The sequence below is a fragment of the Nonomuraea sp. NPDC050394 genome, from assembly GCF_044459065.1.
In the GTDB taxonomy this organism is placed as follows: Bacteria; Actinomycetota; Actinomycetes; order Streptosporangiales; family Streptosporangiaceae; genus Nonomuraea.
Genome location: NZ_JBITIO010000002.1, coordinates 764,584 through 787,344, shown reverse-complemented (window position 1 = coordinate 787,344; position 22,761 = coordinate 764,584). Strand labels below are relative to the sequence as shown.

The 22,761-nt window shown below is 72.0% G+C and carries 19 protein-coding genes; 16 read left to right on the top strand and 3 right to left on the bottom strand.

Annotated elements, in window-relative coordinates; genetic code table 11:
- The first annotated feature begins 2 nt into the window (after window positions 1–2).
- From ACIBKY_RS11670 to ACIBKY_RS11655, 4 genes are all read left to right on the top strand, one after another.
- Window positions 3–959, top strand: a complete 957-nt coding sequence (locus ACIBKY_RS11670) for an ABC transporter substrate-binding protein (RefSeq protein WP_397096550.1) — start codon at window positions 3–5, stop codon at window positions 957–959.
- A gap of 39 nt (window positions 960–998) precedes the next feature.
- Entirely contained in the window at window positions 999–1,418 is a 420-nt protein-coding gene (locus ACIBKY_RS11665) for an ester cyclase (RefSeq protein WP_397096548.1), read from the top strand.
- Complete coding sequence (locus ACIBKY_RS11660) at window positions 1,415–2,107, top strand: Crp/Fnr family transcriptional regulator (protein WP_397096546.1); 693 nt, start codon at window positions 1,415–1,417, stop codon at window positions 2,105–2,107. The genes ACIBKY_RS11665 and ACIBKY_RS11660 overlap by 4 nt, the downstream gene beginning before the upstream one ends.
- A gap of 113 nt (window positions 2,108–2,220) precedes the next feature.
- On the top strand, window positions 2,221–2,529 hold the full coding sequence (locus ACIBKY_RS11655; protein ID WP_397096545.1) for a hypothetical protein: 309 nt from the start codon (window positions 2,221–2,223) through the stop codon (window positions 2,527–2,529).
- Here ACIBKY_RS11655 and ACIBKY_RS11650 read toward each other — a convergent pair.
- Together ACIBKY_RS11650 and pulA are read right to left on the bottom strand one after the other, a co-directional pair.
- Window positions 2,489–3,049, bottom strand: a complete 561-nt coding sequence (locus tag ACIBKY_RS11650; RefSeq protein WP_397096543.1) for a TetR/AcrR family transcriptional regulator — start codon at window positions 3,047–3,049, stop codon at window positions 2,489–2,491. The genes ACIBKY_RS11655 and ACIBKY_RS11650 overlap by 41 nt on opposite strands.
- Before the next feature lie 9 nt (window positions 3,050–3,058).
- Complete coding sequence (gene pulA, locus ACIBKY_RS11645; RefSeq protein WP_397096541.1) at window positions 3,059–8,767, bottom strand: pullulanase-type alpha-1,6-glucosidase; 5,709 nt, start codon at window positions 8,765–8,767, stop codon at window positions 3,059–3,061.
- Between the two features lie 206 nt (window positions 8,768–8,973).
- Here pulA and ACIBKY_RS11640 point away from each other — a divergent pair, with 206 nt between their 5' ends.
- Genes ACIBKY_RS11640 through ACIBKY_RS11615 form a run of 6 tightly spaced genes read left to right on the top strand, consistent with a single transcriptional unit; the run spans window position 8,974 to window position 13,951 of the window.
- Complete coding sequence (locus tag ACIBKY_RS11640; RefSeq protein WP_397096539.1) at window positions 8,974–10,263, top strand: extracellular solute-binding protein; 1,290 nt, start codon at window positions 8,974–8,976, stop codon at window positions 10,261–10,263.
- Window positions 10,264–10,266: 3 nt separating this feature from the next.
- Window positions 10,267–11,265, top strand: coding sequence for a carbohydrate ABC transporter permease (locus ACIBKY_RS11635; RefSeq protein ID WP_397096537.1), 999 nt, complete (start codon window positions 10,267–10,269; stop codon window positions 11,263–11,265).
- Complete coding sequence (locus ACIBKY_RS11630; RefSeq protein WP_379625407.1) at window positions 11,262–12,110, top strand: sugar ABC transporter permease; 849 nt, start codon at window positions 11,262–11,264, stop codon at window positions 12,108–12,110. Before ACIBKY_RS11635 ends, ACIBKY_RS11630 begins: the two co-directional genes overlap by 4 nt.
- Window positions 12,107–13,105 carry a LacI family DNA-binding transcriptional regulator gene (locus tag ACIBKY_RS11625; protein ID WP_397096535.1) on the top strand — a complete coding sequence of 333 codons (999 nt, stop codon included), beginning with the start codon at window positions 12,107–12,109 and terminating at the stop codon, window positions 13,103–13,105. Before ACIBKY_RS11630 ends, ACIBKY_RS11625 begins: the two co-directional genes overlap by 4 nt.
- Window positions 13,106–13,142: 37 nt before the next feature.
- A complete protein-coding gene (locus tag ACIBKY_RS11620; protein ID WP_397096533.1) occupies window positions 13,143–13,481 on the top strand; it encodes an ArsR/SmtB family transcription factor in 339 nt (112 codons plus the stop codon).
- A complete protein-coding gene (locus ACIBKY_RS11615) occupies window positions 13,478–13,951 on the top strand; it encodes an SRPBCC domain-containing protein (protein ID WP_397096532.1) in 474 nt (157 codons plus the stop codon). Before ACIBKY_RS11620 ends, ACIBKY_RS11615 begins: the two co-directional genes overlap by 4 nt.
- 262 nt (window positions 13,952–14,213) lie before the next feature.
- On the opposite strand, the gene ACIBKY_RS11610 is transcribed toward ACIBKY_RS11615, so the two are convergent.
- The gene (locus tag ACIBKY_RS11610) at window positions 14,214–15,893 is read right to left on the bottom strand and encodes a beta-N-acetylhexosaminidase (protein ID WP_397096530.1); all 1,680 of its coding nucleotides are present in this window, start codon (window positions 15,891–15,893) and stop codon (window positions 14,214–14,216) included.
- Between the two features lie 58 nt (window positions 15,894–15,951).
- Here ACIBKY_RS11610 and ACIBKY_RS11605 point away from each other — a divergent pair, with 58 nt between their 5' ends.
- The 6 genes from ACIBKY_RS11605 (at window position 15,952) to ACIBKY_RS11580 (ending at window position 22,672) form a co-directional block, all read left to right on the top strand.
- Window positions 15,952–17,334 carry an ROK family protein gene (locus ACIBKY_RS11605; RefSeq protein ID WP_397096529.1) on the top strand — a complete coding sequence of 461 codons (1,383 nt, stop codon included), beginning with the start codon at window positions 15,952–15,954 and terminating at the stop codon, window positions 17,332–17,334.
- 91 nt (window positions 17,335–17,425) lie between these two features.
- Window positions 17,426–18,037, top strand: a complete 612-nt coding sequence (locus ACIBKY_RS11600; protein ID WP_397096527.1) for an ACT domain-containing protein — start codon at window positions 17,426–17,428, stop codon at window positions 18,035–18,037.
- Between the two features lie 399 nt (window positions 18,038–18,436).
- A complete protein-coding gene (locus ACIBKY_RS11595) occupies window positions 18,437–18,955 on the top strand; it encodes a MaoC family dehydratase (RefSeq protein ID WP_397096526.1) in 519 nt (172 codons plus the stop codon).
- Window positions 18,952–20,019, top strand: a complete 1,068-nt coding sequence (locus ACIBKY_RS11590) for an LLM class flavin-dependent oxidoreductase (protein WP_397096524.1) — start codon at window positions 18,952–18,954, stop codon at window positions 20,017–20,019. Before ACIBKY_RS11595 ends, ACIBKY_RS11590 begins: the two co-directional genes overlap by 4 nt.
- On the top strand, window positions 20,016–21,215 hold the full coding sequence (locus ACIBKY_RS11585) for a CaiB/BaiF CoA transferase family protein (RefSeq protein WP_397096522.1): 1,200 nt from the start codon (window positions 20,016–20,018) through the stop codon (window positions 21,213–21,215). Before ACIBKY_RS11590 ends, ACIBKY_RS11585 begins: the two co-directional genes overlap by 4 nt.
- Window positions 21,212–22,672, top strand: a complete 1,461-nt coding sequence (locus ACIBKY_RS11580; RefSeq protein ID WP_397096520.1) for an MmgE/PrpD family protein — start codon at window positions 21,212–21,214, stop codon at window positions 22,670–22,672. The genes ACIBKY_RS11585 and ACIBKY_RS11580 overlap by 4 nt, the downstream gene beginning before the upstream one ends.
- Window positions 22,673–22,761: the final 89 nt, after the last annotated feature.

The window sequence follows — 22,761 nt, the reverse complement described above, 5'->3', positions numbered from 1 at the left end:
CCGTGAAACGCACCATCGTCATCTGCGTGGCAGCCCTGATCGTCGCAGGGTGCGGGGGCGGGCCGGCCGCGGCGCCCCCGGCCGGCCCCATCTCGATCACCATCAGCAATCCGGCCAACGTCAGCAACGTCCCGCTGCACCTGGCCATGGACAAGGGCTATTTCGCCGCCGAGGGCCTGACCGTCAAGGCCGACGTGGACCTCGGCTCGGGCAGCACCGTCGAGGCCGTCGTCGGCGGTCAGGTGGACATGGCCTGGTCCAACGTGGTGAGCGGGCTGAGCGCCTACTCCAAGGGCCTCGGCGTCAAGCTCGTCGCCCTGACCGACACCGCGGTCACCGGGTCGCAGCAGGTGCTCGTGGGCAAGGGCTCACGCGCCCGGAGCCTGGCCGACCTGAAGGGGCAGAAGCTGGCCGTGCTGTCGCCGAGCACGGTCTGCATCCTCAACGTGCGCTCGGAGCTCAGGGCGAAGGGGCTGCCCCCGGACACGATCGCGTTCACGCCGGTGGCGCCGCCGGAGCACGCGAACGTGCTGGAGTCGGGAGAGGTGGCCGCGACCTGCACGAGCGACCCGTTCAGGACGCTCATGATCGACCAGCTCGGGGCCAGGTCGGTCTACGACACCTCCTCCGGGGAACTGGAGGGGTACGCGGTGGGCGGCTACCTGGTCTCGGAGAAGTACGCGGCGGCCAACGGCAAGGCGCTGGCCGGGTTCCGGCGGGCGCTGCTCAAGGCGACCGCCTACGCCAACGCCCATCCGGCGGAGGTGAAGGCGGCACTGCCGAAGTTCACCACGATCGACGCGGCGGTGGCGGACAAGGTCATCATCAACAAGTACCTGGAGACGGCGGACGTCGCCACGCTGCGTCCGCAGGTGCAGCGCATCGCCGACGCCATGCGGACCTACGGCCTGGCCGAAAAGCCCATCGACGTGTCCGGATATTTCCTGACCAGCCCGTGAGAGGCTGTATTCAGGTGATCCCGTGAGAGGAGCACTCCGTTGCTGGCAGAGCCCGCCGCGCAGGCGCACACCGAGGAGGAGCTGCGCAACCTGGAGGTCGTCCGCGCCCTGCGCCACGCCACCGTGGAGGGCCGGCAGGCCCACATGGCGCCCGGCGCCCGGATCCACCGGCGGGGCATGGCCCACCTGGCCGCGCGCTCCGGCACCTCCTACGCGCCGGAGGGCCTGCCCGACCGGGCCGACGAGATTCACGCGATGATCGCCAAGGGGGACCGGGTGTGGGCGGTGTGGACCATCCACGCCACCCACGGCGGCCCGCTGTTCGGCCATGAGCCGACGGGGCGTCCGGTGGAGGTGCTGGAGGTCGGCATCTGGCGCCTGGCCGGGGGCAAGGTGGTGGAAGCGTGGTTCCTGGCCGACGAGTACGCCCTCGCCCAGACCTTCGGACTGCTGCCATGACCGGCGGGATCCCGCTGCTGGACGGGCTGGCGGAGGAGGTGGCGGCCGACTTCCTGTCGCTGGCCGCGCGGGCCGCCTTCCCGCGCGGCGCCCGGTTGTTCACCGAGGGGGAGCCGGGTGACTGCGTCCTGGTCCTGCTGAGCGGGAAGGTGAAGGCGACCCGGCCGGGCCCGGAGGGCGGCGAGATCCTGCTGACCATGGCAGGTCCGGGGGAACTCCTGGGCGAGCTGTGCCTGTTCGACACGGCCCCGCGCCAGGCCACGGCCACCGCCGTCCAGGACACGACCGCCTACCGCGCCCCCGTCAAGGAGATGTCGGACTGGATCGACCGGCATCCCGAGGCGGCCCGCCGCGTCATGTGCCTGCTGGCCGCGCGCATCCGGCGCATGAACGACCGCATCGAGGACGCCGCGGGCGTGGACGTGGCCACCCGGGTGGCCAGGGTCCTGGTGGAGCAGGGGGCCCGCTTCGCCCGCCGTACCAGCGTGGGGCTGCGCCTGACGCTGGACCTCAGCCAGGACGACCTCGCCCACCACGTACGGGCCTCACGCGAACGCGTGAACCAGATCCTCGGCGACTTCACCCGCCGGGGCTGGATCACCAGGGACGGCGGCGACCTCCTCATCCTCGACGCCCCGCAGCTCACCCGCCGCGCCCGCCACCGCTCCCGCCGGCCGTCGCTCCCCTAGGGGCGCCGCGTGTGACGGGGCTCACGGGGGTTCGGCGCCCGCCGCCTTCTCCGGTGTAGTAGACATGAGACATCTAGATCCATTCGTCTCAGCGTCTCGGTTGAGGAGGGTCGATGCGGACCCGGCGAGAGGAACTCCAGGCCGCCCTGGCGGGGGTCAGGGCGAGCGGCGATCCGGCGGTTCCCGAGGACGTGCTGAGCGATCTGGCGCGGCGGTGGTACGCCGCGCTCGGGGCCCGCATGGACGCGCTCCTGGAGGACGGCGCCCCGCCCGACGTCGTCCGGCGGGCCTACGACGAGCAGGCCCGCGCCGACCCCACGTGGCGCTGGGTGCTCGACGCCCACCGCGACCATCCGGCCGTGGCGCGGACCGAGGAATGGTTCATGCGGGTGACGCTGGGCGGCCAATCGCTGCCCATATGAACCGGGCGATCTCCGCGCTGCCGCCGAGCGAGGTGGTCGGGTGGGCGATCAGGCTGAGGATCACCCGGGTGGTGAACTCCACGGCCTGCTCCGGTGTGACCCGCAACAGGTGGGCGTTCGGGCCGGCGGCCAGGAACGGCGCCATCCCCTCGGTCAGGAACGTGATGAACGCCGTGTGCCCCGGCCGCTCGATGAGCATCGTGAACAACTCCTCCGGCTCCTCCATGAGCATGCGCTGCAGCACGTCGTGGTTGCCGGTGAACTCCAGCGCGAACTCCACCGAGCGCGCGATCTGCTCCTGGGGCGGCGCGGCGGAGGCGAAGATCTCCTCGATCTGCTCGATGAACCTGGCCCCCTCGTGGCGTACCACGAGTTCGCCCATCCGGTCCTTGGAGCCGAAGGCGCGGTACACGGTGGCCCGCGAGACCCCGGCTTTGGCCGCCACGTCGCTCAGGGAGGTCTTGCGGTAGCCGTAGGTGGCGATGCATTCCAGCGCCGCCTGAATGAGCCGGTGGTCCACAGGCGGATTCTAGGGGGCGCTCACGAAGACCGCGGCGGTGCGGCCCGGCACGGTCAGCGCGCCGGTGGCGGCGTCGAAGCGGGACTGCCCGGCCACCGGGTCGGCCTGCTCCGGGTGGAGCGTGGTCACGGTGCCCTTCAGCTCCGGCACGGTCACGCCGCGCGCCCCGGGGGTGGCGTTGAAGACGACGGTGACCGCGGACCAGCGCGGGTCGAGGCCGGTGCCGTCCAGGCGCATGGCGATCACGCCGGGCGGCGCGGCCGGGAAGGAGACCCGCCCGTGCGCCCGCCCGCCCAGCGCGAACAGCGGGGACGAGCCCCGGATGCGCAGGAACTCCCCGAACCGCTCCCGCGCCGCGGAGATGGCCGCGCAGTCAGGGCGCAGCCGCGGATCGGCCAGCAGCGGACGCGCGTAGGGCCACCTGGCCTCGTTGTCCGCCTTCGGCGGCAGCCCGGCGCCGAAGCCGTTTCCCCGCGCGCAGTCCCAGTGCAGGCGGTTGAACCAGTCGCCGGAGTCGTAGGAGTTGCGGTCCAGCGACTTCGAGCGCAGCCGCTCGCTGCCGGCGTGCACGAACGCGGTCCCCTGCCCCAGCAGCGCCGTGGCCAGCGAGAGCGCCTGCATCCGCACCCGCGCCGCCATGTCCGTGGCGGGCGGGAGCTTGTAGGCGAGTGCATCGTAGAGCGTCTCATTGTCATGCGCGTCCACATATGTCACGACATCGGAGGGGTGGGCGGCATATCCGGCTTTGTGGCCGTTGTAGGTCACCTCCGCGCCGGTACGGCCGTCGGGCAGCACGTAGTCGCGCAGGTTGCCGGTCAGCCCGAGCATGATGAGGTCCTGGTAGTGCGCGAGGCGCGCCGCCGCGTCCCCGTTGGCCGGGCCGCCGTTGAGGTCGCCGGCCAGACCGGAGCCGAAGCCCTGCACGCGCGGGTCGGCGTCGAACGGCCCGCCGCCCCGCACCCCGTCACGCAGCCGGTCGTTGAAGGTGGCGATCCCGGTCCCGGCCAGGTTGGCCTGCGTGGCCTGCTCGAAGCGGGCGTCGTCGGCCACCTCGCCGAAGTTCCAGCCCTCGCCGTACAGGAGGATGTCCTTGCCGTTCACGCCGTCCTTGGCGGGCGTCAGCGCGTCCAGGGCGCGGCGCACGGCCAGGATGTTGGCCTTCGGGTGGTGTCCCATGAGGTCGAAGCGGAAGCCGTCCACCTTGTAGTCGCGGGCCCAGGTGACGATCGAGTCGACCACGAGCCGGCCCATCATCGCGTGCTCGGGCGCGGTGTTCGGGCAGCACGTGGAGGTGGCGACGGTGCCGTCGGGCAGGAGCCGGTGGTAGTAGCCGGGCACGATCGTGTCCAGCACGTCCGTGGAGTGGGTGTGGTTGTAGACGACGTCCATGACCACGCGCAGCCCCGAACGGTTGAGCCCGGCCACCATCGAGCGGAACTCGCGGGTGCGCGCGTCGGGGTCGGTGGCGTACGAGCCCTCGGGCACGGTGTAGTGCAGCGGGTCGTAGCCCCAGTTGAAGCCGTCCTTGGCCGCGGTCTTCGCGACGCACTCCTGCTGCAGCGGCGAGTCCGGCGGCAGCGCGGCCAGGTCGCAGGGCGGCTCGCCGCGGTCGGCCCGGCGTTCCGGCACGGTGGCCAGGTCGAAGACGGGCAGCAGGTGCACGTGCGTGAGACCGTCGCGGGCCAGCTCGCGCAGCGCCCGCATGCCCGCGCCGTCGCCGGTGAACGCCCGGTAGGTGCCGCGCAGGTCCTGCGGGACCGTGGTGTCGGTGGCCGAGAAGTCGCGTACGTGAAGCTCATAGATGGTCTTGGCGGGTTTGGGCGGGGGTTTGGCGAGGTCCGTCCAGCCGGGCGGGCGCTGCGCGTCCAGGTCGGCGAGCCTGCTGCGCACGCCGTCGGCGGCCACCGCCAGGCTGTAGGGGTCGGTGACCTCGTTGGTGACGACCCGGCCGTGCGCGGGGGAGTGGACGGTGACGAGGTAGGTGTAGTCGCGGCCGCGCCAGGACCGGGGGACGCGCACGGACCACACACCGGTCTTCGCCTCCCGCCGCATGGCGTGTTCCGTGTACGCCGCCGAGTCCCCGTCGTACAGGGCCAGCCGTACCCGCTGGGCGGTCGGGGCCCAGAGGGCGAGGCGGTCGCCGGTGTAGCCGAGCGGCTCGTCGGTGGCGTACAGGTCGTCGAGCACGCCGGGCAGCTGGACGCCGGTCGCGGTCAGCAACCGGCCGCCCGCGTCGCGCTCCACCGCCGCCACCTGGCCGCGCAGCGCCTCGGGCACCAGGGCGGCGTCGCGCGGGTCCACCGTGAAGGCGGGCAGCGCCTTGAGGTGCGGCCACGTGGCCTTCTGCGCGTCGGTGAGCGTGCCGGGCAGCAGCCGGATGAGCCGCTTGACCGCGCCGGTCGTCGACTCGAGCGCCTTGACCGTGTCGTCGCCGGCCTGCCAGACGACGGTGTCGCGGGCGATCCAGTGGGCCCGTAGCTTCTTCAGGTCCACGTCCGCGCCGCCCGCCCGCTGCGGCAGCACGTACCCGTCGGCGCCGGACAGCTTCCACGCCTCGTCGCCGTCCAGGCGCTGGTCGGCGGGCTGGTCCTTCTCCTCGCCCTTGTGCACGACGTAACTCAGCCCCTTCGCGCCGTCGGCCAGTGGCACCCTCCAGTACACACCGAAGGCGTCGCGACCGGACGGAGGCAGCGGCGCGTTCCACTCCGTCGGGGTGGCCGCGCCGCCCCACACGTGCAGGCCCCAGCCGTCGTAGTTCCCGCCGGGCCGGTGGTAGTGCAGCACCGCGACGCCGTCCGCGGCCGCGCGGGTGGCGTGAACCTGGGCCCGCCCCGAGTTCACGTACGCCTCGGGGCCGGTGAACGTCTGGTCCGGACCCGGATCCTTCTCGTCGCCCCGGTGCACGATGAAGTCGACCGGCCGGTCGGGGGCCTTGAGCGGCACCTTCCAGAATGCGCCGAAGGAGTCGGTGCCGTCCGGCGGCTTCGGGTTGGCCCAGTCGGTCGGCTCGGCCACCGCCTCGCCCCACAGATGCAGGCCCCAGCCGGTATACGCGCCGTCGGGACGCCGGTAGCGCACGGTGGCGTAGCCCTGGGCGGCCTGGCGCGAGGTGTACACCGGCTCCTTGCCCCGCACCAGCCAGACCTCGCCGGTGCGCGCCGGGTTGACCTCGCGGTCGCCGCCGTCCTTTTCGTCGCCCTTGTGGGGGAGGAGGCCGACGCTGGTGGCGCCCGGCTTGAGCTTGATCCAGGCGAACCGGCCGAACGTGTCCTCGCCCTGGAAGGCCACCGGCGAGCCCCACTCGGTGGGCCGCTCGACGTCGCCCCAGACGTGCAGGCCCCAGCCGTCGGGATCCTGGCGCTGGTAGTGCACGACCAGCCAGTCGCGGGTGACGGGCTCGCCCGGTTCGGGGTCGGGGCCCTTCCTGGCCTGGGCGGTGGCCGAGGCGTGCCGTCCCGCGGAATCCTTGACGACCGCCTTGTAGAGGATCGGGGTTCCGGCCGCGATCCCCCTCAGGTCATGAAATATCCGGTACGTACGGCCGGTGCCGGGCGCGTCATCGGTCCCCAGCACCCGCCACGGCCCGTCACCCGCCTTGGCCGCGAAGGTGACCTGGTCGAACCCGTCGCCCGGGACCGTGGCCCTGATCTCGACCCGCTCGTCCTCGGGGGTGCCCCGGATCTCCTCGCCGGGCAGCGTGAGCGAGATCCGCGGGCCATGGGCCGGGGTGGCGAGCTTGCCGCCCGCCCGGAAGACGACGGCGGACATCGGGGGAACGGTCACGTCGAGCGCGGCATCCGTGCCAGAGGTCAGCGTGGCTCCCGTGGCCGAAGCGGCCGGTCGCGCGCCCGCGGGCACGGTCGTCGTGGCGGCCGGGGTGGTCTTTGTACCGCTGCTCGGCGGGGTGATCGTGCCCAGGGCAGGTGAGGCGGCCGGGCCTTTCGGCCGCGTGGTTCGCGGGGTGCTGGTTGGTGGGGTGCCGGTGGCCGGGGTGGGGGCGGGGCCGTACAGCTGGTGGAAGGGGGTGGACGGGGAGTAGGTCGGGACGCGCGCGCTCGCGGGTGTCGTGGCGTTGTTGATCGCGACCACGTACTCGACCTGCTGCCGGGCGTCGATGCGGGAGAACGCGTAGAGGCCCGCCTCGGACAGCCGCTCCACCTGGGCGCCGTCGGCCAGGGCCGGGTGGCGGTCGCGGAGGGCGGCCAGGGCGGCGATGTGGCGGTACAGCGGGTGCGACGGGTCGTAGTTGTCCCCGGCGTGGGTGGCGTCGGTGCCGATCAGGTCGTCGTCGAGGTAGTCGGGGGTGCGGGAGGCGAACAGCGAGGCGCGGGCGTCCTTGTCGCCGCCCGCCCCGGTGAAGCCCTGCTCGTCGCCGTAGTAGACGACCGGCTGGCCGCGGGTCAGGTACATGAGCTCGTGGGCGAGCCTGTCGCGCCGCAGGAGCTCGGTGGCCGGGGCGTCCCGGGTGAGGAAGTGCCCGATGCGGCCCATGTCGTGGTTGCCGAGGAAGGTCGGCAGGGAGGCGGCGTTGGAGTCGGCGTCGAGATGGTGGTCGTCGGCCGCGTACAGGGCGGAGAGCTTGGCGGCGCCGCCCTTGCCGCCCGCGTAGGAGCGGGCGGCGTCCTGGAAGGGGAAGTCGAGGGTGGCGTCCATGCCGCCGCGCGTGGAGTAGCGGCTGGTGAAGGCGGGGTCGGAGCTGAACACCTCGCCGAACACGAAGAACCGGCCCCGGTTGACCGCGGGGGAGAAACGTTCCCAGAACTCCATGTTCACGTGCTTGGCGGTGTCGACGCGGAAGCCGTCGACGCCGGTCTCCCGCACCCACGTGCGGTAGATGTCGATCATGCCCTGGACGACCTCGGGGCGCTCGGTCCACAGGTCGTCGAGGCCGAAGAAGTCGCCGTACTCGGAGCTTTCGCCGGTGAAGGTGGAGTCGCCGCGGTTGTGGTACATCGCCGGATCGTTGAGCCAGCGCGGCGTCTTGGCGGTGCGCGAGCCGACGGGCGTGTACGGGAACGACCCGGTGCCGACCTCGGGGAAGGTGTCGCGGCCCGCGTGGTCGCGGTCGTCGAAGGGCCTGCCCTCGGTGTCGATGTAGGGGTAGGCGCCCTTCGAGCGGTACGCCCGCGAGCCCTCGGCGTAGTCGATGATGTCGGCGGTGTGGTTGGTGATGATGTCGAAGAACACCTTCATGCCGCGCCGGTGCGCCAGCTTGACCAGCTGTTTCATCTCCGCGTTCGTGCCCAGGTGGGGGTCGATGCGGGTGAAGTCGGTGATCCAGTAGCCGTGGTATCCGGCCGAGTCCCCCTGGACGGGGCGGTTCTGGAAGGCGGGGGTGATCCAGAGGGCGGTGGTCCCGAGTCCCTGGATGTAGTCGAGCTTGGCGATCAGGCCCTTGAGGTCGCCGCCCTGGTAGTAGCCCTTGTCGGCCGGATCGAACCCGGTGCTCTGCCGGTCGCCCCGCAGGCCGCCCCGGTCGTTGGCCGGGTCGCCGTTGGCGAAACGGTCGGTCATGGCGAAGTAGAAGCGCTCGCGTGACAGCTCGTTCCGCGCGGCGTCCCTGGCCAATGACTCGTCCCCCGGCCGCGCCCGGTCGCTCAGTGGCGTCGTCACGGGCCCGCCGCCCGGCGCCGCCGTACCTCCATCGGCTGGTACGGCGACCAGCGCGGCGGCCAGGGCGAGAGCGGTGAGCGTGCGTAAGGCGGGGCGGGAGCTCACGGGCACTCCAGGAGAAATGGAGGACGTTGCCCGGAACGTACGCGTTCACGGAGGGCCTTGCAGGGGATTGCAGCAAAAGTGCCGAAGATCAGGGCCTCAGATGTAACAAGTTTGCAGACCTTGCAGAAAGTTCTTCCGGATTGGGTCATGCGAGCGTAACGTCCCGGTTGCTTGACCCCGGTTTCGAGTACTTGAGGAGATGGACCATGCGGCGAGCCTTCCCTGCTGCTGCGGTCGTGGCGGCCCTTGCGCTGGCGGTTTCCGCCTGTGGTGGTGGTGAGAGCGCGGCTCCTGCCCCGGCGCAGTCGGCCGCCGACCCGTCGAAGATCAGCGGCGAGATCATCTGGTGGGACACCACCAGGCCCGACAGTGAAGGGCCCGTTTTCCAGGAGCTGATCAAGGAGTTCGAGGGCAAGTACCCGGCCATCAAGGTCAAGTACGTGAACGTGCCCTTCGACCAGGCGCAGAACCAGTTCCAGACCGCCGCCCAGGCGGGCACCGGAGCGCCCGACGTGATCCGCGCCGAGGTGGCCTGGACGTCGCAGTTCGCCTCGCTGGGATACCTGCAGCCGCTCGATGGATCCCGGGCGATCGACAACGAGGCGGACTTCCTCCCCGGACCCCTCAGTAGCACGAAATATCAGGACAAGACGTATGCGGTGCCCCAGGTCACCGACACCCTCGCCCTGCTCTACAACAAGAAGCTCCTGGAGAAGGCCGGCCACGCCGAGCCGCCCAAGAACGTCACCGAGCTCAAGCAGTTCGCCCTCGACGTCAAGTCCAAGGCCGGCGTCACCGGCCTGGCACTCAACGTCGACGCCTACTTCCTGCTCCCCTTCATGTACGGCGAAGGCGGCGACACCCTCGACGTGGCCGCCAAGAAGATCGTGGTCAACTCCCCGGCCAACGTGAAGGCCATGCAGACCCTGTCGGACCTGGTGACCTCGGGGGCCGCCGCGAAGCCGGCCGTACAGGACAGCTACGTCAACGCGATGACCGCCTTCAAGGACGGCAAGGCCGCGATGATCTACAACGGCCCGTGGGCGCTGTCGGAGATCTACCAGGGCGCGGAGTTCAAGGACAAGGCGAACCTGGGCATCGCGCCGGTCCCCGCGGGCAGCGTCAAGGCAGGTTCCCCGACCGGCGGCCACAACCTGGCGATCTACGCCGGTTCCAAGAACATCCCGGCCAGCTATGAGTTCGTCAGGTTCATGACCTCCAAGGAGAGCCTGGCCAAGATGTCCGGCAAGCTCGGCCTGCTGCCGCCGCGTACGTCGGCCTTCACCGACCCGGCGGTCACCGCGAACAAGGACGTCACCGTGTTCAAGCCGGTGCTCGACTCGGCCGTGCCGCGGCCGTGGATCCCCGAGGGCGGCCAGCTGTTCCAGCCGCTGCTTGAGGGCTACCAGGCGCTGGTCGGCGGCAAGGAGACGCCCGAGCAGATGGTGAAGACGGTCGACGAGAAGTACCGCGGCATCTTCAAGGACTGGAGCTGACGCGTGCCGGACTCGGGCACATCAGGCCGCGTGCCGGACTCGGGCACGTCTGAGCGCGGGCGGCGGGCCGCGGGGCGTGTCGGCGGCCCGCGGCGGGCCTGGCTGCGTCACTGGTACGCCTGGGCGATGGTGGCCCCCGTGCTCATCGTCATGGCGGTGCTGATCGGCTGGCCGCTGGCCCGCGGCGTCTACCTGTCGCTCACCGACGCCACCGAGGCCAACGTCGGCCGGACGATCGGGGTCAACGTCATCCCGTCCCGCTACGAGTTCGTGGGGCTGGAGAACTACCTGGACATCCTCGGCAGCGGGCTGTTCTGGGCCAAGCTCGGCTGGACGGTCACCTGGACCGTGGCCTGCGTGGCCCTGCACTACGGGCTCGGGCTCGGGCTGGCCGTACTCCTGCATCGCAAGCTGCGTTTCCGGTCGGTCTACCGGGTGCTGCTGATCCTGCCGTGGGCGATCCCCGCGTTCGTGGCCGCGTTCATCTGGCGCTACCTCTACAACAGCGACTACGGCGTCATCAACGCGATGCTGGAGGCGGCCGGGCTCGGCGCGGTGGGCTGGCTGAACGACCCGTTCACCGCCAGGATCGCGGTGATCGCGGTCAACGTGTGGCTCGGCGTGCCGTTCATGATGGTCGCCATGCTCGGCGGGCTGCAGTCGATCCCCAAGGAGCTGTACGAGGCGGCCGAGGTGGACGGCGCCTCGCCGTGGCAGCGGTTCACCAACATCACGCTGCCGTCGCTGCGGGCCGTCTCCAGCACGGTGATCCTGCTCGGCACGATCTGGACGTTCAACATGTTCCCCGTCATCTTCCTCGTGACCGGCGGCGGACCGGGCAGCGAGACGGAGATCCTGGTGACCTACGCCTTCCGCGAGGCCTTCACCGGCGTCAGGAACTACTCCGGCTCGGCCACCTGGGGCGTCATCATCCTGCTGCTGCTCGTGCTCATGGCGTTCGGGTACCGGCGGGCACTCCGCAAGACCGGGGAGGTGTGGTGAAAAAGCAGCATAAGAGGGGCGAGAGAGGCCCGCTGGCGTCGATCGCCTTGCACGCGACCCTGATCGTCGCCTCGCTGATCTCGATCTTCCCGGTCGTGTGGCTGATCCTGACCTCGCTCAAGCCGCGCGACGGCTGGCTCTCCACCGAGCTGGAGCTGTTCAACAGCCCCTCGCTCGGCAACTACGGCCGGGTGCTGTCGGAGACCGCGTTCCCGACGTGGCTGCTCAACTCGGTGCTCGTCGCCGGGCTGACCATGCTGCTCGGCGTGTTCCTGGCCGCGACCACCGGGTACGCGATCAGCCGCTTCCGCTTCCCCGGCTACCGGGGCGTCATGTGGCTGCTGCTGATCACCCAGATGTTCCCGGTGGCGATCCTCATCGTGCCCCTGTACAACCTGATGGCCTCGCTCAAGCTGCTCAACCAGCTTCCCGGGCTGGTCATCGCGTACATGACGGTGGCGGTGCCGTTCTGCGCCTGGATGATGAAGAGCTACTTCGACACCATCCCGCAGGAGATCGACCAGGCCGGGATGGTCGACGGGCTCAGCCCGTTCGGCGCGTTCTGGCGGGTGGTGCTGCCTTTGGCCCGTCCGGGCCTGGCCGTCACCGCTTTCTACTGCTTCATGACCGCCTGGGGCGAGGTCGCCTACGCGACCGTGTTCATGTCGCAGGAGGAGAAGCGGACGCTCGGCGTCGGCCTGCAGCAGTTCGTCGGGCAGCACTGGTCGGACTGGGGGCTGCTGACCGCGGCCGCCGCGCTCATCGCGATCCCGGCCGCGGCGGTCTTCCTGCTGGTCCAGCGCCACCTGGTGACGGGGCTGACCGCGGGCGCCACGAAGCTGTGAGGCTCGCCGACATCGCCGCCCAGGCCGAGGTGAGCGAGGCCACGGTGAGCAGGGTGCTGAACGGCCGGCCGGGCGTCTCGCCCGCGACCCGGCAGGCCGTCCTCGCCGCGCTCGACGTGCTGGGGTACGAGCGTACGCCCCGGCTGCGGCAGCGCAGCGCCGGACTGGTCGGGCTGGTGACGCCCGAACTGGAGAACCCGATCTTCCCGGCGTTCGCCCAGGCCTTCGAGCGCGCGCTGGTCCAGCATGGCTACACGCCGCTGCTGTGCACCCAGACACCCGGCGGCGCGGCGGAGGACGAGTTCACCGAACTGCTGGTCGAGCGCGGGGTGAGCGGCATCGTCTTCCTGTCCGGCCTGCACGCCGACACCGCCGCGCGCTCCGACCGCTACGTGCAGCTGATCGGCCAGGGCGTGCCGATCGTGCTGCTGAACGGCTACGCGGCCGACGTGCCCGCGCCCTTCATCTCCCCCGACGACCGGCTGGCGGCGCGGCTGGCCGTCCAGCATCTCGTGGACCTCGGGCACGCGCGCATCGGCCTGGCGGCGGGGCCGGCCCGGTTCGTCCCGGTGATCAGGAAGATCGAGGGATACCGGGAGGCCGTGGGCGGTCCCGGCCTGGTGGCCCATTCGCTGTTCTCGGTGGAGGGCGGGCAGGCCGCCGCCGCCCAGCTCCTCGACCAGGACTGCACGGGCATCGTGTGCGCCAGCGACCTCATGGCGCTCGGCGCGATCCGCGCCTGCCGCGAACGCGGGCTGTCCGTGCCGGGGGACGTCTCGGTGGTCGGCTACGACGACTCGCCGCTGATCGCGTTCACCGACCCGCCGCTCACGACGGTCCGGCAGCCGATCAGGGCGATGGTGACGGCGGCGGTGCAGACGTTGATGGAGGCGTTCGGCGGCGCGCCGCCGCGGCACTCCGAGCTGGTCTTCCAGCCGGAGCTGATCGTGCGCGGCTCGACCGGCTCGGGCCCGCAGGTGGTCAGGTCCTCTTGACATACGGCAGGGGCGCGTCATATAAAACCGTCTAGTTATGGAACTGGACAGTTATGAACACCTGGACGCCACGTTCGCCGCGCTGGCCGATCCGACCCGCCGGGCCATCCTGGCCAGGTTGCGCGCGGGGGAGGCGACCGTCAGCGAGCTGGCGGAGCCGTTCGCGATGAGTCAGCCCGCGATCTCCAAGCATCTGAAGGTGCTGGAGCGCGCCGGGCTCATCTCGCGCGGGCGCGACGCCCAGCGGCGTCCCTGCCGGTTGGAGGCCCGCCCGCTCAAGGAGGCCACCGACTGGCTGGAGCACTACCGGGACTTCTGGCAGGAGAGCTACGGCCGGCTGGACGCGTTGCTGGACGAGCTGAAGGAGCGGCCGTGACGCTCACCGTCGAGGCGTTCGGCGAGACCGAGATCATCATGATCCGGCCGTTCGACGCACCGCGGCGCCTGCTGTGGGCGGCGCTGACCGATCCCGCGCTGGTGCCGCGGTGGATGGGGGCGCAAGGCTGGCGGATCGTGCGGTGCGAGATCGACCTGCGGGTGGGCGGCGCGTGGCGGTTCGTGTCGGCCGGGCCCGGTGGGGCGGAGATGGCGCATGGCGGGATTTATCGGGAGATCGTGGCTGAGTCGCGGCTGGTGTTCACCGAGTCGTACGACGACCAGTGGGTGGAGGGGGACTCGCTGACCACGCAGATCCTGGACGAGCACGCCGGTCGGACCACGCTGACCACGACGATCACTTACTCGTCGCGGGAGGTGCGCGATGTGGCGCTCCGCTCACCCATGGAACGCGGGGTGGGCGAGGGGTACCGCCGCTTGGACACGGTCCTGGCCAGCCTGGACCCCTGACCCCGCCCGGCTCCGCCCACGGGCTTCGCGCCGCCGCGCCCACCGGCCCGCCCACCGGCTTTGCCCACGTGTCCCCATCGGCTTTGCCTCTTGTGCGGGTGTGCCTTGGGCCGCGTGTTGTCGCCTGGCCACTTGGCCGGCCCACGGGGCGGGCGTGGCGGCGGCCCGCCCCGCGCGGCCTGCCTGCCGTCTTCCTGGAGTGCCCCCAGCCCCGTGCGCGGGGTGGGGGCGGGGCGGCCGGCCGTAACTTATGGGGGGGTTCCTAGGAGGGACGGTCGATCGCCGAGACGTGCACATCGGCGGGGGGAAGCTGGGCGCGCCAGGCCAGCCAGTTCTCGCGGGTGCGGTGCGGGTCGTTGGTCTCGCGGGTGCGGCGGCCGGTGCCGCCGGTCTGCCACGGGTGCGGGCCGTCGAGCGGGCGGTACTCGCAGCCCGCGGCCTCCAGCCGGGCCAGGTGCGCCTCGCTCAAGCGGCGGGTCAGGCCGGCGAAGTCGGCGGGGCGGCCGGACCACACGGCCTCGGCGATCGCGCACGCCCTCGGGAAGGTCATGTAGTCGAGGTGGCGGTCGTCCGGGATGTACTCGCGCCACACCTGGAACTGCCCGCCCAGCACGCGCCCGCGCTCCTCCTCCGACCAGGCGCCGGGCAGGACCTCGAACGTCGCCGCGTCCTCCAGCGTGATCGGGCCGCCGATGGACAGCGGCTCGCCGGGCAGCGTGGACTGGTCGTAGTCGAAGTAGGTGGGGTAGGTGGGGGCGCGGACCACGTCGTACCCGGCCGCGGCGGCCTGGCGGGCGATCGCGTCGCCGCGCCAGCACATGACGATCGAGTCCGCGCGCACGCCGCCGCTCTGGAAGCCCTCGTCCCAGACGATCATGCGCTTGCCCCGCGTGGCCAGGTGCTCGGCGATCTCGCGCAGGAACCAGCCGTGCATCTCGTGGGCCCGCGTGACGCCGAGCGCGGCCATGTGCGCGGACACCTCGGGGTCGAGCGGCCAGTCCTCGGTCGGGCACTCGTCGCCGCCGAGGTGCACGTACGGCGTGTCGACGGCCTCCAGCACCTCGTCCAGCAGTTCGCACACCAGCGTGACGGCGGCGGGGATCGGCTTGAGCACCCCGGCCGAGACGCCCCAGCCGCCGAGCACCTCGCGGCTGCCGGTGCCGAGTTCGGGGAAGGCGGCCAGCAGGGCGGAGGCGTGGCCGGGCAGGTCCAGTTCCGGCACGACGGTGATGCCGCGCTCCGCCGCGTAGGCGGAGATCTCGGTCAGGTCGTCGAGGGTGTAGTAGCCGCCGTGCGGGGTGCCGTCGTAGTCGTTGGAGTGGCGCCGGTGGCCGATGAGCGTGTCGGGCCGGTGCGTTGACCTCCGGTTGATCACCGGGTGCCGGCGGCTCTCGACCCGCCAGCCCTGGTCGTCGGTGAGGTGGAGGTGGAGGCGGTTCATGCGGTGCATGGCGAGGAGGTCCACATACTTGAGGACCGCCCCCTTAGTCATGAAATGTCGTGACACGTCGAGCATCCCGCCGCGCCAGCCGACCGCGGGGGCGTCCTCGATCTCGCCGCACGGCACCTCCCACCGTCCCGGCAGCGCCGCCGCCCGCCACGCGTCCGCCGTGAGCAGCTGCTTCAGCGCCTGTACGGCATGCCGTACCCCGGCCAGGTCCGTCGCCGTGATCGCGATGCCGTCGCCGGAGACGCGTAGCCGGTAGCCCTCGGCCTGCCCGCCGTCCCCTGCCCGTCCGTCGTCCTCGACCCGGACCGAGAGCACTCCCTCGGGTGCGGAGCCCGGTGCGAGGGGCAGGTTCAGGGGGTGCAGGAGGCGCCGTACCACGTGGGCGACCTCGGGTTCCGCGTGCAGAAGCGTGCCCGCGTCGAGCGTGAACGAGCCGGGCCGGGCCGTGGCGTGCCGGGGAGCAGGGACGAGGAGTGCGTATCGATCGCTCATGCCAGCAAATTAACAGGACGGTATCCAGAAAGAAAGGCTATGTGGTACATCTTGGCCCATGCCGCGCACCGCCTCGCCCCACACCGCCCGCCTCATCAACGACCGGGCGGCCTTCGACCTGCTGCTGGAGCATGGCAGCCTGTCCAGGGCGGAGCTGCAGCAGCGCACCGGGCTCTCCCGGGCCACCATCGGCGATCTGGTGGATCGTCTGGAAGCCGGCAACCTCATCACCCCGGTGGGCGAGTCCCCGGCCCGGCGCCGCGGCCCGAACGCCGTCCTCTACGGCGTGGTCGCCGACCGGGCGCACGTGGCGGGCGTGGAGGTGCGGGCCGGCGAGGTACTGGCCTCGGTCAACGACCTGACGGGCAACCAGGTGGGTTCCGCCCGCCGTCCCCTCGACCCGGCCGCCGAACCCGACCAGCTCGTCTTCGACACCATCACCGCCGCCCTCCTGGACGCCCAGCTCGAACCCGGCCGCCTGGACGGCGTCGTCGTCGGCACCCCGGGCCTCATCGACCCGGAGACCGGCGACGTCTCCTACGTCGGCGCGTTGCCCACCTGGCACGCCAACCTCCTGCCCGGCCTGCGCGCCCGCCTGGGCGGCCTGCCCGTCCTGGTCGAGAACGAGGTCAACCTGGTGGGGCTGGCCGAACACCGGCTCGGCGCCGCCCAAGGAGAAACCACCTTCGCCCTGCTGTCGCTGGGCACGGGCGTCGGCATGGCCGTCATCCTGAACGGCCGCCTGCACCGGGGCCGATCGGGCGGCGCCGGCGAAATCTCCTACCTCCCCCTGGGCCTGACCGGCTCCACCTTCCCCGACCTGATAGCCGGCCCCGCCCTCCTGACCCTGGCCCGGACCCACGGCCTCACCCCACCCGCCGGCGCGTCCACCTCATCCGCCGCTACCTCCACCCCGGTCGAGGTCCCTCCCACACCACCCGAGGCCACGCCCCACCCGCCCGGCAGCACCCCCACGCCCGCCTCGCCGGAGCACTCCCGCGCACCCCACACGCCCGGCGGCGCGGCCGCCCCGCCCGGAGCTTCCGGCCACGCGTCCGGCATCCCGGCCGGGGCCTCTGACCGCACGCCCCGCCACCCTTCACCCGACGCCCCACAGGCAGGTGGCCCGGCCGGGGCGGAGGAGCTTGGTGTGCTTGTCAGGCAGGCGCCGCCCGCGTTCCTGGACGCGCTGGCCGATCGGATCGTGTTCGGGGCGCGGGCCGTCTGCGCGGTGCTCGACCCGGGCGTCCTCATCCTCGCGGGGACCATCGGCAGGGCCGGAGGAGAAGATCTGGCGGCCAGGGTGGAGGAGCGGCTGGCGGCGCTGATCCCGTTGCCCACGCGGGTGGTGCCCGGAACCGTCGAGGGCGATCCGGTACTGCGCGGCGCGGTGGTGGTGGCCCTGGAAAGGCTCTACACCCAGATGTTCGACCAGCAATAATGCGAAATAGCCGCATCATGCGTGACATCTCCGTGGAACGTGGTGGAAACCTCGACACGGCACCGTGGACCCTCACGAAAGGGGGCGGACGATGCTGCTTCGGATCAGAGTGTCCCTGCCGGACCGGCCCGGTGGACTGGGCCAGGTAGCCAGGGCACTGGGCGCACTCGGCGCCGACATCCTCCAGGTGACCGTGCTGGAACGCGAGGCCGGTCGGGCCCTGGACGAGTTCACCGTCAACTGGCCGGCCGCCGCGGGCGAGGTGAGCGACCGCCTGTCCGGCGCGCCCGGCGTGCGCGTGGAGGGTTGCTGGCCGACCAAGGAGGTCCCGGGTTCCGCGCCCGACTACGACGTCCTCACGCAGGTGGCCGCCGACCCCGCGCGCGGGCTCGCGACGCTGGTGGACGCCCTGCCCGGCCTGTGCGGGGCCGACTGGGCGCTCGCGCTGGCCGACGGAGTGGTACGGCATGCCAGCCTGGCCGCCCCCTCCGCCTTCGACCTGCCCGACCCGCCCCTGCGCCCCGCCTCCCGGGCCGGCGCCGACCTGAGCCTCATGGTGCTACCCGTCGCCGAACTCCACATCGTGGTGGCCCGCTCCATCGGCCCCGCCTTCCACAGAGCCGAACTCCACCGCGCCACCCGCATCGCCGACGTAGTGGCCAGGCTGTCCGCCCGCACCCCAGAAACCACCCACCAGCCCTGAGGCCCACCAGCCCGCGCCCGCACCGGCCCCGGGGTCCTCGCGTGGCGGTGTCCGTGCCGGGCCCGGGGTCCTCGTGTGGCGGTGTCCATGCGGGGCCGGGGTCCTCGTGCCGCCGCGTCACGCGGGGCGTGCCTCCGCGCGGGGTCTCCACGTGGGCCGGTGTCCGTGCGGGGCCGGGGTCCTCGTGCCGCCGCGTCACGCGGGGCGTGCCTCCGCGCGGGGTCTCCACGTGGGCCGGTGTCCCCGGGCGGTGTGTTCGCGCGGGTAGGCCCGCGCGAGGTTGTGGCTGTGCGGGCATGGGTTCGGGGGAGGCGGGTCGCATGAGTGCAAGGGGGTGGTGGAGAGGGGGTGGGTGTGGGGCGTTGACCGGGAAAAGGTCTGATGATTAACGTGGCTAAGGTGACCGTGCATGAGGCGGCCATCGGCCGCTACTACGAGGACTTCGTGGTCGGCGACGTCTACCAGCACCCGTTGGGGCGCACGATCAGCGAGGCCGACAACACGTGGTTCACGCTGCTCACGATGAACACGAACCAGAACCACTTCAACGCCCACTTCGCCGCCAAAGCCCCGGTCGGGAAGGTCATCGTGAACTCGGGCCTGACGGTGGCGATCGTGCTTGGCCTGTCCGTGATGGACGTCAGCCAGACCGCGATCATGAACCTGGGCTGGGAGGACATCAAGCTCACCCACCCCGTCTTCATCGGCGACACCGTCTACGCGGAATCGCTGGTCACCGCGAAGCGGGAGTCGCGGTCGCGGCCGTACGCGGGGATCGTCACGGCGAGGACGCGCGGACTCAATCAGGACGGCGACGAGATCATGTCCTGGACCAGGACGGTCATGGTGTACAAGCGCGACGCCCCGCACGACAAGGACTATTTCCCCGAGGCCAAGAACGGTCCCATGACCACATGAGGATCACCTACGGCCCGTGGGGCGAGACCCTCGCCGAACTGACTGGGGCGGCGCGGGCCGCCGAGGAGGCCGGGGCCGAGGTGGTGTGGCTACCCGAGCTGCACCGCAGCGCCACCGTGACCGCCGCCGCCGTCGCGCCGGCGCTGAGCGGGGCGGGCGTCGGCACGGCGGTCGCGCTGGCCTTCACCCGCAGCCCGCTGACGCTGGCCCTGGAGGCGCTCGACCTGGACGAGTTGACCGGCGGACGGTTCGTGCTCGGTCTCGGCGTGGGGGCGCGCCGCCTGAACGAGCGCTGGCACGACGTCGCCGCCGACCGTCCCGTCACGCGATTACGCGAGACCGTCGAGATCATCAGGGCCGTGGTCGCGGGTACGCCGGTCGTCGAGGGTGAGACGCGGCGGGCCGACCTGCGCGGGTTCCGGCGGCCGCACCGGCCGGTCCGTGCCGCCGTCCCCATCTACCTCGCCGCCGTCGGGCCCCAGCTCACCCGCCTGGCCGGGCGGATCGCCGACGGGTGGATCTCGCATGAGCTGTGCTCGCCCGCCTACGTCCGCGAGCACGCCCTGCCCAACCTGGGCCGGGCGGCGGCCCCGGACCATGGCACAAGCCCGGATCCGGGAAAGGACGCGGGGACGGAATCAGCGGAGTCAGCGGTGTCAGCGGGGTCAGGCGAGCGGATGGATGTGGTGGTTTCCGCCTGTTGTGCCATCGACGCCGATCCCGCCGAGGCGCGTCGGCAGGCCAAGGGCGTCCTCGGCTTCTACGCCAGCGTCGCCACCTACCGCGACTTCTTCGCCTTCCACGGTCTGGCCGAAGAGCAGGAGGCCGTCATCGAGGCCTTTCGCTCGGGGACGCCGGCCGACGGGCTGGCGGCAGCCGTACCGGATCGGATGGTGGAACGGCTGGCGCTGGCCGGCACGCCAGCGCAGGTCGCCGAGGGGATTGAGGCCTACCGCGGGCTCGCCACCACAATCAAGCTCACCCCGCCCGTGTACGGCCGGCCGCCCGAGGCCGTGCGCGAGTCGCAGGCCCGCATCATCGCGCTCATCAGGGAGCTGACATGAGGCCGCTGGAGGACGTCAGGGTCATCAGCCTGGAGCAGTACGGCGCCGGGCCGTTCGGGAGCGTGCACCTCGCCGATCTCGGCGCGGAGATCATCAAGGTCGAGGACCCCCGGGCCGGGGGCGACGTGGGGCGGTATGTTCCGCCCTACGCGGAGGGCGGGGATTCGCTGTTCTTCGAGACGTTCAACCGCAACAAGAAGTCGATCGCGCTGGATCTGGGGTGCGCGGCGGGGCGGGAGGTTCTCGAGGACCTGGTACGGCACGGCGATGCCGTCTACTCCAACCTGCGCGGCGACGTCCCGGCCAAGATGCGGCTCACCTACGCCGATCTCCGGCACCTCAATCCCCGCGTGGTCTGCTGTTCGCTGACCGGGTTCGGGATGACCGGGCCGCGTGCGGCCGAGCCCGGCTACGACTACATCCTCCAGGGCCTGGCCGGGTGGATGACGCTGACCGGCGAACCCGGCGGCCCGCCGGCCAAGTCCGGGCTCTCGCTCGTGGACTACTCCGGCGGGCTGGTCGCGGCGCTCGCGCTGGTGGCCGGGGTGCACGCGGCGCGCCGGGACGGGGTGGGGCTGGACTGCGACCTGTCCCTGTACGACACGGCGATCACCATGCTCACTTATGTCGGGACCTGGGCGTTGAACACCGAGTTCGAGCCCGCCCGGACCGCGCGGTCGGCGCATCCGTCGCTGGTGCCGTTCCAGAACTTCGCGGCGGCCGACGGGTGGCTGGTCGTGGGGTGCGCCAAGGAGAAGTTCTGGCGGCGGCTGGCCGCGATACTCGGCGCGCCGTTCGACACCGATCCCGGGTACGCCGACTTCGCCGGCAGGCGGCGCAACGCCCACCGGCTGCTGCCCGCCCTCGCCGATGTCTTCCTGACCAGGACCGTGGCCGAGTGGCTGGCGGTGCTGCGGCCGGCCGGGATCCCGTGCGGGCCGGTCAACTCCGTGCACGAGGCGCTGGCCGAAGAGCACACCACCGCCCGGGGGCTCGTGGTGGAGACCTCCCATCCCCGCTACGGACGGGTGCGCCAGCTCGGGTCGCCGGTGCGGGTGGGCGGGGAGCCGGTCGGGCATCGCCGGGCGCCCCGGCTGGGCGAACACGCGGATGAGGTGCTCCGGGGGCTGCTCGGGTACACGGAGGCGCACGTCAGAGCCCTGGCCTGGGCGGGCGCTTTCGGGGAGCCGGGATGACGGCCGCAGAGACGCTGGTCGCGTGGGGGCTGGGGCTCCGGCTGGATGACGTTCCTGACGAGGCGCGCGCCGCCGCCCTGCGGCACCTGCTCGACGGCCTCGGCTGCGCCGCCGCGGCCGCCGGACGACGCGAACGACCGGAGGCGCCCTCCCGAGACGGGGCGCGGGGCGACGGGGTGGCGCGGGACGGCGGGGTGGCGTGGGACGGCGGGGTGGCGTGGGACGGCGGGGTGGCGTGGGACGGCGGGGTGGGGGAGGGGGCGTGGGCCGCCGTTCGGGTCGCGGGGGAGATGGGCGGGCCGCCGGAGGCGACGGTGTTCGGGACCGGGCGCCGGGTCGGGGCGGTGGCGGCCGTGCTGGCCAACGGGACGCTGGTGCACGCGCTGGACTTCGACGACACCCACGCCCGGGGACTCGTTCATGCCACGGCCCCGGTGCTGCCGGTGGCGTTCGCGGTGGGGGAGGAGACCGGGGCGAGCGGGGCCGAGGTGCTCACCGCAGCTCTTGCCGGGTATGAGGCGATCTGCCGGCTTGGCGGTGCCGTACCGCATGGATTTCACGCGCGTGGCCTGCACGCCACCTCGGCCTGCGGCCCCCTGGCCGCCGCGCTCGTCGCCTCCAGGCTGTACGGGCTCGCGCACCGCCAGGCGGTCGCCGCGCTGGGCATCGCGGGCAGCATGTCCGGTGGACTGCTGGAGTTCCTGAACACCGGGGCCTCCACCAAGCAGCTCCACCCGGGCTTCGCCGCCCAGGCGGGGGTGCTGGCCGCGCGGCTGGCGCGGGCGGGGGCGAGCGGGCCCGCGACGGTGGTGGAGGGCGAGCACGGCCTGTACGGCGCGCTGATCGGCCGCCCGGGTGTCGACCCGTTCGGCGACCTGGGGCGCGGCTGGGAGGTCGGCCGGATCACGATCAAGCCGTATCCCGCCTGCCAGCTGCTGCACGCCGCCGTCGACGCCGCGAAGGTCCTGCGGGGGCTGGTCGCCGCTGAGGAGGTGGCCGAGATCGGGGCGGAGGTCCACGATGACGCCGCGGCGCTGGTGTGCGGGGCGGGGAAGGAGCGGCCGCGCACGCCGTACGCGGCGAAGTTCAGCCTGGCCTGGTGCGTGGCGGCGATGCTGCTCGACGGCGAGCTGACCGCGCGCACGTTCGCCCGCCCCGGGCGCGCCGACGTGTGTGATCTCGCCGCGAGGGTACGGCACGTGCCATCCGGGCACCGGGGCCCCGCGGCCGACCAGCACGGGCGGTTGCGTGCGCTGCTGACGGACGGGCGCGAGGTGGTCGCGGAGGTGGCGCGCGGTTCGGGTGGCCCGGGTGATCCCCGCATCGACCGCCTGGTCACGGACAAGGCTCTGGGAAACGGCCTGAGCGAGCGCGCCGTGAACCTCGCGCTGCGCCTGCACGAACTGCCCGCCCTCGACGACCTGCTGAAGGAGCTTGGGCGAGGGGGCTTTGAGTGAGGGAGCTTGGGCGAGGGGGCTGTGAGTGAGGGAGCTGTGAGTGAGGGGGCTTTGAGTGAGGGAGCTTTGAGTGATGGTGATGAGCGTGA

Bases quoted from the DNA above. Each gene is read 5' to 3' on its own strand.
- ACIBKY_RS11660 (WP_397096546.1), top strand. From the start codon at position 1,415: ATGACCGGCGGGATCCCGCTGCTGGACGGGCTGGCGGAGGAGGTGGCG.
- ACIBKY_RS11655 (WP_397096545.1), top strand. From the start codon at position 2,221: ATGCGGACCCGGCGAGAGGAACTCCAGGCCGCCCTGGCGGGGGTCAGG.
- ACIBKY_RS11640 (WP_397096539.1), top strand. From the start codon at position 8,974: ATGCGGCGAGCCTTCCCTGCTGCTGCGGTCGTGGCGGCCCTTGCGCTG.
- ACIBKY_RS11620 (WP_397096533.1), top strand. From the start codon at position 13,143: ATGGAACTGGACAGTTATGAACACCTGGACGCCACGTTCGCCGCGCTG.
- ACIBKY_RS11610 (WP_397096530.1), bottom strand. From the start codon at position 15,893: ATGAGCGATCGATACGCACTCCTCGTCCCTGCTCCCCGGCACGCCACG.
- ACIBKY_RS11605 (WP_397096529.1), top strand. From the start codon at position 15,952: ATGCCGCGCACCGCCTCGCCCCACACCGCCCGCCTCATCAACGACCGG.
- ACIBKY_RS11600 (WP_397096527.1), top strand. From the start codon at position 17,426: ATGCTGCTTCGGATCAGAGTGTCCCTGCCGGACCGGCCCGGTGGACTG.
- ACIBKY_RS11590 (WP_397096524.1), top strand. From the start codon at position 18,952: ATGAGGATCACCTACGGCCCGTGGGGCGAGACCCTCGCCGAACTGACT.
- ACIBKY_RS11585 (WP_397096522.1), top strand. From the start codon at position 20,016: ATGAGGCCGCTGGAGGACGTCAGGGTCATCAGCCTGGAGCAGTACGGC.
- ACIBKY_RS11580 (WP_397096520.1), top strand. From the start codon at position 21,212: ATGACGGCCGCAGAGACGCTGGTCGCGTGGGGGCTGGGGCTCCGGCTG.